Here is a 13,747-nt window from a genome sequence, read left to right as displayed (position 1 = left end):
GTCAGACCGTGCTCCGACCTCGGTCGCGGTGGGACGCGGCGTGCTCGGGGAGCCGCGACGGAACGCCGCGAATCCAGCACCCGCCAGGATCAGGGCCACCAGACCGGCCGGGAGCAGCCAGGCCGCCGCCGGGCCGGACGGGTCCGTGAAGGCCGCGCCACCGATCAGGTCGGTTCCCTCCGGCCGCTCCAGGTCCTGCGCGTAGCGTTCCTCGGTACGCCGGTCGTACTCCTCCAGGCCCAGCCTGCCGGGGACCTCCAGCAGTCCCTCGTAGTTCACCCCGCGCAGATGGCCGTCGGCCACCGTGTACCAGGCGTTCAGCGGGAACTCATAGACCAGGGCCTCGCCCTCCTCCAGTTCCAGGAAACCCTCGGCGGCGTCAGCAGCGGTGGCGAGACCGGCGAAGACGATCTCGCCGTCATCCTCCCGGGTCGCCTCGACGATCGCGCCGGGCTCTCCGTTGACCGAGACGGCCGCCACCCAGGTCTCGGTGAAGGCGAGCACGTCCTCCTCCTCCCGCGCCTCTGCGCGGACGAACTCGTCGGTCCACTGCCACACCGGGTGCGGTTCGTGGATCTCCTGTTCGTTCGCCGACCGCACTCCGAGCCCGTCGAGGTAGTCCTGGTAGGCCTCTGTCCCAGGGTCCTCGACGATCGCCTCCGGGCCCTCGGTCTCGAACCAGGTGAGGACCTCGAAGGCCTGCGGGGGAGGATCAGCCTCCCGGGGAACAGGGGGCTTACTCACTGCGGACCGGAGGTGTCTGCGACCCGGGACCGCCCCGGGGCAGGGTGTTCGGTCCTGAGACCAACCCGGGAGCGAAGGACGATTCGCACAACGGGATCGGTGTCCGTTGTCGGACGCGGTCTCGCCTACTGTTGACAGGTGAGCCTCCTGATCGACAACCCTGTCTGGCCGGGCCCGCGCGGTTGGAACTTCGCGCATTTGGTGAGCGACAGCTCCTTCGACGAACTCCACGCCTTCGCGCGCGAGCTGGGCGTCCCCGAGCGCGCCTTCGAACGGGACCACTACGACGTCCCCGAGCACCTGCACGCCCGTGCGCTTGGCCTGGGCGCCGAGCATGTCAGCGGGCGCGAGCTGGTCAGTCGGCTGCGCGCGTCCGGGCTGCGCTGCCCCAAGCACCCGCGGCCCGCCCCGCCCGCCGTCGGGGAAGCGTCGCCGGTCAGGGTGGCGGAAGCTCCCCCGCGGCCTCCTGGGTGAGCCGGTCGACCTCCGCGAGGATGTTGGACCGGGCGCGGGGCTCCCAGTGCGCCCGACCGAAGGGCGTGTGGAACAGGTGCGGGGCCTCCAGCAGGGAGCGCAGGACCTGGAGGCGTCCGGCCCGGAACACCTTGTCGGCGATGTGCCAGTACTCGGCCCGCACCGCCGCGGTGTAGGCCAGGTACTCGTCCGCGGGGCTCGCAAGTGTGGACAGGTCGGCGTCGGAGACCACCGCGCCGTCGGCGTCCCAGCGCTCGGGCCGGTGGTTCTTGGTGACCCCCACCAGCCGCACCACCTCGGCGATCAGTCCGGGTTCCTTGCCCATGAACGCGAGCAAGCGCTCGGCCAGGGCCGCGCTCTCGTCCTCGTCCCGGCCGGGACGGCCTTCGTAGACGGCGTCGTGGAACCAGACCGCGTACCGGACCGCGTCGGGGTCACGGGCCTGCCCCTGGAGGGCGTCCACGGCCCGCAGAGTGCTCCACAGGTGGGAGACGGTGTGGTAGCGGCGGTGTGACTCGTTCCAGCGGCCGAGGAGCTCCTCCCCCACCGCTCGGGCCTCGTAGCCCTCCCCAGCCAGGCGCTTCCAGGAGTCGGCGAGCAGGATCGCGTCCTCCTCCTGCAGAGGGAAGAAGCGGTCCGGCCGGTCCTCGAAGCTCGTCATGTGACCACCCTTCCCAAGGGCGGGGGGCGAGAACCCCGGTCAGGAGTCCGTGCCCTCCACCAGCCCGGCCTCGTAGGCCAGGATCGCGGCCTGCACGCGGTTCTTCATACCCAGGCGGCTGAGGATGGTGCTCACGTAACTCTTGACGGTGCCCTCCACCAGGAAGAGGCGGTCGGCGATGTCAGCGTTGGACAGTCCCGCGCCCACCAGGGCGAGCACGTCCCGCTCCCGTTCGGTGAGGTCGGCCAACCGTTCCGCGGCGGCGGCCTGCTTCGCCGCCCTGCCGCCGCCGAACTGCGCGATCACCTGCCGGGCCACCTGCGGGGACAGGTAGGCGCCGCCGTCGGCGACCGCGTGTACCCCGGAGATGAGTTCGCGGGGGTCGCCCGCTTTGAGCAGGAAGCCGCTGGCACCGTCGCCCAGTGCCTGGGAGATGTAGCTGTCCTCGCCGAAGGTGGTGAGGATGATGATCTTGGTGTCCGGGGCCACCTTGCGGAGCTCGGCGGTGGCGGCGAGCCCGTCCAAGCGGGGCATCCGGATGTCCAGCAGGGCGACGTCGGGGCGGTGGGAGAGGACCCGCTCCACCGCTTCGCGGCCGTCGGCGGCCTCCGCCACCACCTCGATCTCCGGATCGCTCTGCACGATGGCCCGCACACCCGCGCGGATCATCGCTTCGTCGTCGGCGAGCAGCACCCTGATCACGGCCGTGACCTCTTTCCTGTCCGGATTTTCTGGGGAAGCATGCCACAACGCCGTTCCCGTCGGGTTCGCGGGCTCATCGGGTCTCTAGCTGTTCCTTGCTCACCAGCACCCCCTCCTCGAAGCACAGCTGGTAGAAGAGCACGTCCCCGTCGAACATCCTGGCCGAACTGCGGTAGTGGTCGCAGCCGGGGTCCGCGGACTCGAAGCTCTCCAGCTGCGCCCCGGTCAGCCCCATCGGGTAGTCCGGCAGCCGGTCCTCCAGCTCGTCCCGGTGCTCGCCCACAGGGATCGACGCGTACTCCTGCGGCGGCAGCGTGCTCTCTGCCAGGACGCTGGCGAGAGTGGCGTAGACGGCGGCGATCACGACCAGGACCACGCCCACCGGAACGGCGACCAGAGCCAGGGTCCACGGCTGGACCCGGCGGCGTGCGGCCCGCTGGAGCTGCTCGATCACCTCGGTGCTGTCGCCGTCGCCCTCCCGCTCGGTCACCTGTTCCCCGTCCAGCGGCATGGTGGCGCACACCTCCCAGCCGTCCCCGTGCGGGCCGGCGGCCAGGGTTCCACGGACCATCCGGACGCGTTCGCGCAGGCCGGCGAGCCCGTGCCCGCCGCCGGAACCCGGCGCCTGTCCCTGCCTACCGGGCCGGGCGCTGGTGACCCGGACCTCCACCCGGGTGCCGTCGGCGGTCAACCACACCGTCACCGGGGCACCCGGCGCGTACTTGGTGGCGTTGGTCAGGGATTCCTGCACCACCCGGTAGGCGGCGCGGTCCACCATCGGCGGCAGCCCCTGCAGCGGCCCCTCGCGGACCATCGTGACGTCCACCCCCGAGTCGCGGGCGCGTTCGACCAGGGCGCAGACACTCTCCCCGGCCGGTGCGGTGGGCGCGGGTTCCGGCTCGGCGTCCGGGCGCAGGACCCCGATGATCTCGCGCAGCTGGGCGGTGGCCGAGACGGCGGTCGCGCGCAGCTGCGCGATCTCCTCCCGGTGGCGGTCGGCCAGGTCCGGGGAGACCTCCAGGGCTCCGGCGCGCAGGGCGATGAGGCTGAGCTCGTGACCGAGGGAGTCGTGCATGTCCTGGGCGATCCGCGCGCGTTCGCGCAGCCGGGCGCGGTCCGCGGTGAGCTGCTGCTCGAGCTGGAACTGGCGGGCGTGCTCCCAGCCCGCCGCCCCCAGTTCCACCTGTTGGCGCCGGTATACGCCCACCAGCCAGGGCAGCACCGTGCAGATCACCAGGGAGAACGCCACGGTGATCCACAGGCCCGGGAGCTCCTCGATCCTGTCCAGTACGTACCAGGCCATCACCAGGCACAGGACGGCGAAAACCGCGATCGCGAGCCGGGTGCGCCTCGTTCGGCGGCCCGCGAGGTAGGACACGACGATCAGCGGGACCACGAAGGCCTGGGACCAGGTACAGACGTACACGGCCAGGCAGGGGGCCAGGAGGGGGTAGGTGCGGCTGAGCACGATCACCAGGCCCGCCGCGGCGGTGAGGGCCGGCAGGAGCGACATGCCGTCGTGTCCGGCGAAGGAGAAGGCGTAGGACTCCGAGAGCAGGATCAGGCTGAGCCCGCACCACAGCAGCAGGTCACGCACGGCGGCGGCCCGGGCGGGCCACCCGGGGGCGGGGGTCAGTGCCCGGCGCGCGCCCCGGATCAGTTCGGCGAAGTCCATGGGGAGGAACCTACACAGCCGGGACCGGTTCCGCTCACCCGCGAAAGTCAGGTCCTGTCCCTGTCCGATGGCGGTTGCCCCGTTCCGGTGCCTGAGGTCCTGTGTCCCCGCCCCGTGGCGGTCGCCGCGCCCCAGCGCGCGAGGGCGGTCGCCGTGTCACCGACCCGGGACAGTCCACCTATCATGGGATGTTTTGCGGCCGAGGGCGACGGTGCGGCACCACGAGACAGAACGAGGTTGTATGTCACCTCTGGAGACCCTGCGGCGGATGAACCGGATCGCCGGTCGGCCGCTGCTACTCGCCACCTTCCTGGCCCGGCTCCCCGTATCGATGACCCTCATCGGGCTGCTGACCCTGGTCACCAGCACCACCGGCAGCGTCGCCGCGGCCGGTCTGGTCTCCGGGGCGTTCGCGCTCGGTGAGGCCGTGGGCGGTCCGGTCATCGCCCGCTTCGCCGACCGCCACGGGCAGCGTGTCCCCGTCCTGGTCACCGCGCTCCTGGACGCGGCCCTGATCGTCCTACTGGTCGCCGCGATCACGGCGGACGCCCCGCTGCCGACCCTGGTGGCGCTGGCCGCCGCCGGCGGTCTGTGCATGCCCCAGGTAGGCCCGATGGCGCGCACCCGGTGGGTGGTGCTCATCCGCAAGGGGCCCGACCGCGGGCCGGAGCGTGAACGCTCGGTCTCGGCGGCGATGTCGGTGGAGGGCGTCCTGGACGAGGCCTCCTTCGTACTGGGCCCGGCCCTGGTCGGCGTCCTCACCCTCACCCTCTCCCCCACCGCGAGCGTGCTCGGCGCGGCCGTGCTGATCGGTGTGTTCGGCACCGTGTTCGCCCTGCACCCCACCGCTCCGCCCGGGTCGGCCCCGGTGCGCGGCGCCGAGGGCCGGATCACCCGTCCGGCGCTGCTCCTGCTCGCCGTGCCGATGTTCTGCCAGGGGCTGTTCTTCGGCGGAATGTCCACGGGGGTGACCGCGTTCGCGGACAACGCCGGACACGGGGACCTGTCCGGACTGATGTACGCGGTGATGGGGTCCAGCAGCGCCGTGGCCGGACTGATGATGGCCTCGTTGCCGGTGGGCTTCTCGCTGACCGCGCGCACCCGGGTGGCGGCGGGCGGTCTGGCCCTGCTCACCCTCCCCCTGTACCTGGACCACGGGCCCGTGAGCCTGGCGGTGGCCATCCTCGTGCTGGGTATCGCGATCGGCCCGCACCTGGTGAGTCTGTTCGGGCTGATCGAGCGGGCGGCCCCGCCCAGCCGGCTCTCGCAGTCGATGGCGATCATTCTGAGCAGCCTGATCCTGGGGCAGTCCCTGGGCTCCATGATCTCCGGCGCCCTGGCCGACGCCTACGGCCATCAGGGGGCGTTCGCGCTGGCCACGGCGGGCGGGCTGGTCTCGTTCGCGGTGACCACTCTGGTCCTGCGCGGGCGCTGGTACGAGCGCCCCGACAGCCCTGACGTCCCCGCCAGTGCCCTCACCGACCCGATGGCCGGGGCACACGTGGCCAAGACAACCGGGGCCACCCGCGGGATTTGAGCTGGTCCGGCACCGCGGCCCCTGTGATGCGGGCGTTAAGCCCGCGTCAAGAACCTGGCAGACAGGCGGGGTCGGGCCTAGGCTTGACCACCGTGCTTGATCTGTTCAAGGCGCTCGCCCCCCGTGCCAGCCTGCGCCGTGTGGCTTCCCCGCCGTCCCCTCCGCTCGCCGGGATCGCGCGTGTGACCCTGTCCGTGCGCGACCACGACGTGAGCGCGCACTTCTACCGCTCCGTGCTGGGGTTCCGGCCAGAGCGCCACGGCGACCGGGACGGCCCGCGCCAGACCGTGCTCCGGCACCCGGGTGGTCTGGTGATCGAGCTCGTCCAGCACCGGGACAACTTCAAGGGCCGCTTCGACAGCCGCCGCTGCGGCCTGGGCCGCCTGACCCTGGCCGTGGCCAACCCGGGCGTGCTGGAGGCCTGGGAGGACCGGTTCACCCGGTTGGACGTGGAGCACACCCCGGTGGTCCACACCGCGGAGGGCTCGACCCTGGTCTTCCACGACCCCGACGGCACCGAACTCGCACTGTTCGTCCCCGCAGACCCCGACACCGGCGAGGACTGAGTCCCCAAGGGCGCTCTCTCCGGGGAAAGAGCGCCCTGCCTGGGGAACCCGGGGAAGAGCGGGCTACTCGCCCGGAACGGTCTTGAGTCGGATGTCGCGCTCGCCGAGCTCGTCCACCGCGGAGCGCGGCAGGCGGTCGTCGGTGATGATCAGGTCGAATTCCTCCAGGCGGGCCACCCGGAAGGTGCCGAACTTGCCGTACTTGGTGCTGTCCACCACCAGGACGCTCTTGGAGGCGATGCGCAGCAGTTCCTGCTTGGCGATCACCTTGGCCTCGGAGGGCGTGGTCGAGCCGCGTTCGGCGTCCCAGGAGCTGCTCGCGATGAAGGCGAGGTCGACGTTGACCTGGCGGAGGAAGTCCGCGGTGAACTGGCCGACGGAGGAGTGGTCGGAGTGCGACACCACGCCCCCGGTGTGGATCAGTTCGATCCCCGGGTACTCCATCAGGTGGCCGACGACGTTGAAGTCGCTGGTGATGACGGTCAGCCCGACCTTGTCGGTGAGCAGCGGCACCATCTGCAGAGTGGTCGTGCCCGCGTCCAGGTAGATGGTGAAGTTCTCGCGCACCAGGTCGGCCGCGGCGCGCGCTATGGCGCGCTTGGCGGGCACCTCCAGCTGAGCCTTGGCCAGGTAGGAGGGCTCGCTCTTGAGCCGCGCGGCCAGCCGCACGCCACCGGTGACCGACAGGACCTTGCCGTCGTTCTCCAGAGCCTGGATGTCGCGACGCACCGTCATGTGGGACACGGACAGCATCGACGTGAGCTCGTTGATACTCAGCACGTGCCGCTCCTGGAGGAGCTTCAGGATGTGCTCTCGCCGTTGGTCCGGGATCATCGTTCGCCTCACACTCGGGGGCCGGCCTTGGGGTGCCGTGCCATCACGACACCCAGTAACAAAGTTTCCCAGGTAGCTGTACCCAGGACGGTGTCCTGGCGACGTGAGTCCGCTCGCAGTCACACCGCGACCGGGCCCTCAGCACCGTACGCACCGGTCCTCACGCACCGCGCGCACGGGCCCCGCACGGACTCCCTGGTGGGCGTTTTTCCTGTTTGCGCCACGTAACGCGCTGCCTTTTGCCACCCTTGTCTGTATGACGTTGTCCATCGCACTACGCGGAGACACCGCACGATTCCCGGGTAACACGCTTCCGGCCCTGCGCTCAGCCTTGCGCGCCGGAGTGGACCTGGTCAAGATCGACGTCCACCTGACCTCGGACGGGTACCCGGTCCTGGTGGACGAACGCGTCGTGGCCGCCCCGGGTTCCCCGCCCCGCCAGGTCGGTGATCTGACCCTGGCCGAACTTGCCGCCACCCGCGACGACGTGGAGCGTCGCGTACCCACACTGATGGAGGTGCTGGCCGAGTTCTGCGGCCGGGACGCCTCCCCCCTGTTGATCGACGTCACCTCGCCGGAAGCCGCGCTCGCCTCCGACCAGGTCCTGCGAGAGCACGGCTTCGGCGACCAGGCGCTGTTCACCGGGCCGGTGGAGACCCTGCAGGCCCTGCGCGCACGGAGCACCGGTGTGCGGCTGATGCTGGCCTGGGAGCAGCCCGGACCGCCGCCGCAGGAGGTGGCACACGCGTTGCGGCCGACGTTCCTGGGGACGCACTACACCCTGCTGGACCGGGAGAGGGTCGGTGAGATGCACCGACAGGGTTATCGGGTGGTCGCCTGGACGGTGAACGAGTTCCCGGAGATGGCCCGGCTCATCGGCATGGGCGTGGACGCTCTGGCCACCGAACGCGTCGACGACCTGGTTTCGCTGGCTTCCGGACGTGCCCAGGAAACTCCTCGGGGAAATCCTTCGGGAACTCCGCAGGGCCCTCCGGGGGCACCGCCGGCGGCGCCGGCGGGTACGCACCAGAACACCATTGACGGCGCCGCGCAGAACGCGGAACAAAGCATCGCCCAGGGCACCTTTCAAGGAGTCCCACAGGGAACGAATCCGACCCCCGGGCCGGCCTGAGGAGAGCCTGGGACGGTACACCAAGGACCCACCATGAGCTGCTGTCACCCCTGGAGGAACAGCACGATACGCCCACAAAGAACACCAATGCGCACATGAAAACCATGCGCACCACGAACTCCTCTTACGCCAATGCGTTCCACCGTTCCACACGATTTGTCGCCCGCTCGCGGTTACCCTGGAATTCCCTCCCCTTCGCGGCGCACACCGACCGACGAGAAACCAACGAGCAAAGGGATTCCGGTTCCGAAGGGCCGGGCTTTCGGTTCTTTCGGCCGAAGGCCGCCTTCACCAGACCCAGCCATCACCACGAGGAGGTGACATCGATGGCTACGTTCCGCACAGGACAGCAGACCCGCCAGGCCGTGCTTCCTCATCCCTCCCGTCGCCCGTCACCGCCCTCAGACGCCTCCGGCGAAGTCCTTCCTGCTCTGGAACCCGTGCCAGCAGACTCTCCCCGGATCGGGAACGAAACGGGGCACGGACACCACCGCCCGGTGCTACCCGGTGCGGGACATGGTCGAGGGGAGACCACCGGCACTTCACCTGACGCTGGTGGCGTCACCCCCAACCCTGAGGGGGTCGGGGAGCAGCGCCGTGAGGTGCGCACCATCCACCCGTCCGTGTTCGTCCTCGACAAAGACCACGTCCACCCCCGATCGCGGAGCGGCTCGGACCCGGTCTCCAACCCGGTTCTGGCGTGTGTGCCCTGCAACCAGGCCAAGGACAACCTGCCGGTCGAGCAGTTCGTCACCAATAGGCGCACCCTGAACAGGGTTCTCGCTCAGGCCAAGGCCCCGCTGCGGGATGCCGCTGCCATGAACTCAACGCGGTGGGCGCTCTGGCGGGCCCTGGAACAGCGCCTGCCCGCCCACGTGGGTTCGGGCGGGCGCACAGAGCGGAACCGCGTCCGTAACCACCGCCCACGGCACCGTCCAGGGCATCGGGCACCGGCACGTTCAGCCACTCCAGCGAGCCGACGGCTATGCCTACACCTTCCGAAAGGAGCAAGGCGTTTCCCCCCCGGCCCTGAAGGACCAGGTTTCCACGCCCAACTGATCGATGACGGCCGACCTCTCCCCTCACACGCTTCGCACGACAGCCCCCGTCCTGGACTGCGCGGCCCGCCTGTTCGCCGAGCACGGTTCCCGCGGCATGGCCATGTCCGACCTGACCCACCGGATCGCGGCCGAGACCGACACCGACGCGGCATGCCTCAGGCGGGCCTTCCCCACCAGGTTCGACCTGACCTACGCCGTCGTGTTACGTGCCACCCGAGAACGCGTCAACACCCAGCTGGCGGCCGACGCCCCCGAGCGGCCGCCCACCGAACGCATGTCCGGCCTCGTCCGCAGGCACGTGAGCTCCGGCTGGAAACACCGTGCCGCCATCGCCCTGAGCCAGGACCTGCTACCGACCCTGCGGGCCATCAACCCCGCCCGACACCGCGAGATCAGCTCGCTGCACCGAACCTTCCGCGCGCACGTGCACGGGATCATCGTGGCGGGGGTGGCCGCCGGACAGTTCCCCATCCGCGACACCGGCAAGGCCACCGACTCCGTCCTGGACACCTTCGACTCACTGCTGCACTGGTACGACCCCGAGGCCGGTCTCAGCCTCAGCGATCTCGGCGGCGTCTACGTCGACCTGGTGATCCACCACCACCTCCAGTACCCGCGCTGACCGCACCGGCGGGGCCGTCAGTCGCCGACCAGCTCATACAGGTCCACCGACTCCGCGATCGCCCTCAGCCCGGCCTCGTTGGGGTGCAGGTGGTCGCCGGAGTCGTACTCCGGGCGCAGCCGCTCCGGCGCCATCGGGTCGCGCAGCACCGCGTCGAAGTCCCATACCCCGTCGAAGGCCGAGGAGGCCGGGTCCTGCGCCTGTTCGCGCAGGTGGGCGTTGACGTACTCGCGCCCCTGGTCTACCTCCGGAGTGCATCGGGCCTCCCCCGCGCAGGGCACCAGGGTCGCCGCGAAGACCCGCGCTCCGTGTTCGTTCGCGGTGTTGGCCAGCCGCCTCAGCCCCGCGACCACCTCGTCCGGGTGCGCGCCCCAGCGCAGGTCGTTGATCCCAGCGAAGACCACCACCGAGTCCACGCCGTTCTGGGAGAAGACGTCCCGCTGGGCGCGGTGCAGCATGCTCACTCCGCTGGCGTAGGCGGACACGCCCTCGCCCGGGTAACCGTCCGAGGTGATCCGGTTGCCCGCCACCCCGAGGTTGAGCACCCCCGGGTTGGGCAGGTCCGGGCTGGCGTGCAGCCGCGCGCTGAGCACGTCCGGCCAGCGCGTGTAGGCGTCCCGGCGCGAGCGCAGGCCGTCGGTGATGGAGTCGCCGTAGGTCACGACCGCACCCGGGCCGTCCGAGATCTCGATCCCGGTGAGGAACGGCCACCGGTCCACCAGCCCGGTGAACGGCTCGCCGGTACCGTCCATGGTCTGGTCGCCGCTTCCCGGCACGCTCGTGTAGTTGGTGTCCACCGAGGCGTAGTGCATCGGCGCAGCGGTGACCCGTTCGGGCAGGTGGAAGCTGACCAGGAGCTGGGTCTGCGGCGGCAGGAGGATGTCGACGGGGTCGCTGACCAGCGTGCCCCCTGCCGGGATGGCCGCACCGGGCGCGCCGTCGAAGGTGAGCGGGACCGCCGCGCCGCGGGTGGCCGCGCCGTGCGTGGACGCGTCCCCGTCCCGCAGGGCGATGGAGGCCGCGCCGATGGCGACCGGGCGGGAGGCGAAGGTGTTGTCGAGCCGGATCCGGGCCTTGTAGCCGCCGGTGGTTGTGCGCACCGTCAGGCGCAGCGTCTGGTCCTCCCACGGGCCCACCTCGGCGTACCCGGAGGTGGCGCGGGCCCAGGTGCCGGTCCAGGGCTGCGCCGGGGGCCGCCCGCCCACCGAGAACACGTGCAGGCTGGCGTCGTCGTCCAGGACCGTGGGCAGGATGACGTGGTCGACCTGGCGGTCGGGGTCCAGCGGCACGGAACGGGCGTACAGGCGCACCGAGCCGATGGCGCCCTGCCCGAAACCCGTGGCGGAGTTGGCGTAGGGCAGGGACAGGACCGCGTCCCCGGCCGGGCCCGCGGCCCAGTCCGGAACCGAGAACGGGAAGTCCTTGGCGGTGCCGTCCGAGTAGACCACCCTGCCGTTGCCCCGCACGTCCTCGCCGGTGCCGTCGGTCCGGGTCCCGGTGACCAGGAAGGTCACGGACTGGAACTCGGCGGGTTCGGCGGTGAGCGCCACGGACTGGCCGTCGGAGATCACGTGGTCGGGGCGTCCGGGACCGTAGACGGGTAGTTCGAGCGGGGTGTCCAGCAGGACGACCTCTCCGCCGGGGTGCCAGCCAGCCGCGGCCAGGCCCCGCGCGGACAGGCTGTTGCCCGCCTGGTCGAGGTCCCCGGCGCCCGCGGAGCCGTCCGGGGATATCCCGGTCCGGTCCATGAGGGCGGACAGCGGCTGCGCGACGGGTTCGCCGGAGTCGTCGGAGGGGTACGCGGTGACGTCGGGGGTGACCGTGGTGTTGAAGGCGGTCAGCACAAGCAGGAACACCGCGAGGACGCAGACGCCCAGCAGGACGTGGTCCCAGACCGTGGCCTTCGGGTTCGCGGCACCCGGGCCTGTTCTCCCCCCGTCCACCACACGCCTTCCTCCCCGTCTGTTCCTCCCGGCCGCCCCGGGTACGCTCCGGTGACCGGCGTGCCCTGGAGGCGGCTGGTGCTCCCGTACACGTCTGAGCCGCCCACTGGTCCGACGAACCCCGGCGCGGTGGTTGCACCGGACGCGGGAGGCATGGGACCCGGTGGCTGCCGACCGGCCGCCAGTTTAGGGGAGAACAGGGGTGCCGACCCCGTGTTCGTGAGGCCTCGCATTCGCTTTCGGCCCCGACCCAACGGCCCCTCCAACACTCCGGAACCACCCCCGGGAAACCCGGCGGCCTCTCCGAAACCGCCCCGGCCTGCGGAGAGTCCACAGGCACACGGAACGTGGCGTTTCGTAACCGCCCCTTGAGGGCACAGGGCGGTCAGGAGGTACCCCCCGTGGAGACCGGAACGATCGTCATCATCGTCATAGCCGTGATCGTCATCGCCGGAGGAGCCGCGGCCGCCGCTCGTCTGGTGCTCCTCCCCGCCCTTCGCACCAAGCGCCTCAGAGGACGCTTCGGCCCCGAGTACGACCACGCTCTGGAGGCGTACGGCGACAGGGCGGGTGCCGAGCGGGACCTCACCGAACGGCTCCGTGAGCGCGAGGGCACCGAGTTGCGCGAGCTCACCCGGGAGGAGGCCGCGGCCCACGCCGAAGCCTGGACGGCGGTCCAGGGGGAGTTCGTGGACGATCCCGTCGGGTCGGTCCGCGGCGCGCGCAGCCTCACCGACAGCATCATGCGGGACCTGGGCTACCCCGACGGCCCGACGGCCGAGGGCGGTGTCCACGACGACGCGAGCTTCGAAAGACGCGCCAAGGATCTGTCGGTGGACCACCCCGAGGCGGTCGCGCGCTACCGCGCCACCTGGGCGGCCGGACACCTCGCCGAGGCGGACCAGACGGCCACCGAGAACCTGCGCGAGGCGCTGCTGGCCTACCGGGGCCTGGTGGAGGCCCTGCTCGGCGGACTTCCCAAGGAGCACAGGAGGGGCAGCGGCCGGGAGACCGGAACGCCCCGTACCGCCCAGACGGAACAGACGGAGTAGCCATCACGAGGGAGGTTGACATGGCGGATCGCCCAGTGCGGCCCCGGCACCGTCCGGGCGCGAAACGGATCGACCCCGAGCCCGTCGAGAAACCGAAGCCCCCGCAAGCGGCGTCGGCCCCCGAGTCTGCCGCCCCGGCCGAGCCCGCCGGGAGAGCCGGAACCGGCGGCGAAGCCGAGGCCGGCGGAAAGGCCACGATGACCGACGTGACCGAGACGACCGAGGTGCGCGTGCCCCAGCAGGCCAGACCCCGCCGAACCCCCGACCCCTCCCGAACCTGGCGCCTTCGCCCCCGTGGCCTGGTCGCACACGAGGTGCGTGAGCGCTGGACCCAAGCTCAGGGCGAGTTCGTGGACGACCCCCCGCGCTCGGTGCGCGAGGCGGACGCGTTGGCCGATGAGGTCGCCGACGCCCTGATAGCCGAGATCGAGGCGCGCCGGGCTTCGCTGCGCTCGGTCTGGAACGACAGCGAGGCCGACACCGAGGCGCTGCGGCTGGTCCTGCGCGACTACAGGTCCTTCGTCAAACAGATGGTGGGCGACGACTGACCACGTGACCATCGTGTCGATCGTCCCGGGGCCCGCCGAGCGAACGGGCCCCGGGCGGTGAGGTTTCGATGCTGTCCGTTTCCGGCGGAGAACACGGTCTTAGCTGGACAGGCACCACCGGAAAAGCAGAAAAGCGAACCATTCGGACAAACGTCACGAAAAGCGAGGTAGTCTGCGCACGCCACCCCGGTTCAGG

Annotated in this window: 12 protein-coding genes and 2 pseudogenes; 9 read left to right on the top strand and 5 right to left on the bottom strand. The window is 71.0% G+C overall.

From position 1 onward, the window contains the following. The first annotated feature begins 288 nt into the window (after positions 1-288). Together HNR07_RS01410 and HNR07_RS01405 are read left to right on the top strand one after the other, a co-directional pair. Complete coding sequence (locus HNR07_RS01410) at positions 289-879, top strand: hypothetical protein (protein WP_184360890.1); 591 nt, start codon at positions 289-291, stop codon at positions 877-879. Between the two features lie 3 nt (positions 880-882). After that, the gene (locus HNR07_RS01405; protein WP_184360887.1) at positions 883-1,218 is read left to right on the top strand and encodes a DUF4031 domain-containing protein; all 336 of its coding nucleotides are present in this window, start codon (positions 883-885) and stop codon (positions 1,216-1,218) included. Here the strand turns inward: HNR07_RS01405 and HNR07_RS01400 are convergent. The 3 genes from HNR07_RS01400 to HNR07_RS01390 form a co-directional block, all read right to left on the bottom strand. Beyond that, complete coding sequence (locus HNR07_RS01400) at positions 1,181-1,879, bottom strand: HD domain-containing protein (RefSeq protein WP_184360884.1); 699 nt, start codon at positions 1,877-1,879, stop codon at positions 1,181-1,183. The genes HNR07_RS01405 and HNR07_RS01400 overlap by 38 nt on opposite strands. 39 nt (positions 1,880-1,918) lie before the next feature. Then, positions 1,919-2,581, bottom strand: coding sequence for a response regulator (locus HNR07_RS01395; protein ID WP_184360880.1), 663 nt, complete (start codon positions 2,579-2,581; stop codon positions 1,919-1,921). Between the two features lie 73 nt (positions 2,582-2,654). Next, complete coding sequence (locus tag HNR07_RS01390) at positions 2,655-4,256, bottom strand: histidine kinase (RefSeq protein ID WP_184360877.1); 1,602 nt, start codon at positions 4,254-4,256, stop codon at positions 2,655-2,657. 241 nt (positions 4,257-4,497) lie between these two features. On the opposite strand from HNR07_RS01390, the gene HNR07_RS01385 reads away from it, so the two are divergent. Together HNR07_RS01385 and HNR07_RS01380 are read left to right on the top strand one after the other, a co-directional pair. Next, positions 4,498-5,793, top strand: coding sequence for an MFS transporter (locus tag HNR07_RS01385; RefSeq protein WP_184360875.1), 1,296 nt, complete (start codon positions 4,498-4,500; stop codon positions 5,791-5,793). Positions 5,794-5,876: 83 nt separating this feature from the next. Continuing rightward, positions 5,877-6,359, top strand: coding sequence for a VOC family protein (locus HNR07_RS01380; protein ID WP_246420023.1), 483 nt, complete (start codon positions 5,877-5,879; stop codon positions 6,357-6,359). A 63-nt stretch (positions 6,360-6,422) separates the two neighbouring features. Here HNR07_RS01380 and HNR07_RS01375 read toward each other — a convergent pair whose 3' ends face one another. Continuing rightward, positions 6,423-7,193: a DeoR/GlpR family DNA-binding transcription regulator gene (locus HNR07_RS01375; protein ID WP_184360872.1), complete on the bottom strand. Its 771-nt coding sequence runs from the start codon at positions 7,191-7,193 to the stop codon at positions 6,423-6,425. A gap of 256 nt (positions 7,194-7,449) precedes the next feature. Here HNR07_RS01375 and HNR07_RS01370 point away from each other — a divergent pair. From HNR07_RS01370 to HNR07_RS01360, 3 genes and pseudogenes are all read left to right on the top strand, one after another. Beyond that, a pseudogene (locus tag HNR07_RS01370) lies at positions 7,450-8,163 on the top strand (glycerophosphodiester phosphodiesterase); the annotation flags it as partial. Between the two features lie 257 nt (positions 8,164-8,420). Next, a pseudogene (locus HNR07_RS36025) lies at positions 8,421-9,011 on the top strand (hypothetical protein); the annotation flags it as partial. A gap of 376 nt (positions 9,012-9,387) precedes the next feature. Next, positions 9,388-10,008, top strand: coding sequence for a TetR/AcrR family transcriptional regulator (locus HNR07_RS01360; RefSeq protein ID WP_184360866.1), 621 nt, complete (start codon positions 9,388-9,390; stop codon positions 10,006-10,008). 17 nt (positions 10,009-10,025) lie between these two features. On the opposite strand, the gene HNR07_RS01355 is transcribed toward HNR07_RS01360, so the two are convergent. After that, positions 10,026-11,954: a GDSL-type esterase/lipase family protein gene (locus HNR07_RS01355; RefSeq protein ID WP_184360863.1), complete on the bottom strand. Its 1,929-nt coding sequence runs from the start codon at positions 11,952-11,954 to the stop codon at positions 10,026-10,028. Positions 11,955-12,352: 398 nt separating this feature from the next. Here HNR07_RS01355 and HNR07_RS01350 point away from each other — a divergent pair, with 398 nt between their 5' ends. Both HNR07_RS01350 and HNR07_RS01345 read left to right on the top strand, forming a co-directional pair. Continuing rightward, positions 12,353-13,003, top strand: a complete 651-nt coding sequence (locus tag HNR07_RS01350; RefSeq protein ID WP_184360860.1) for a hypothetical protein — start codon at positions 12,353-12,355, stop codon at positions 13,001-13,003. A 20-nt stretch (positions 13,004-13,023) separates the two neighbouring features. Beyond that, the gene (locus HNR07_RS01345; RefSeq protein WP_221318673.1) at positions 13,024-13,551 is read left to right on the top strand and encodes a hypothetical protein; all 528 of its coding nucleotides are present in this window, start codon (positions 13,024-13,026) and stop codon (positions 13,549-13,551) included. Positions 13,552-13,747: the final 196 nt, after the last annotated feature.

This window comes from Nocardiopsis metallicus (assembly GCF_014201115.1).
GTDB classification, from domain to species: Bacteria; Actinomycetota; Actinomycetes; order Streptosporangiales; family Streptosporangiaceae; genus Nocardiopsis; species Nocardiopsis metallicus.
The sequence above is the reverse complement of the archived record's forward strand: the minus strand, read 5'-3'. Positions and strand labels throughout refer to the sequence as shown.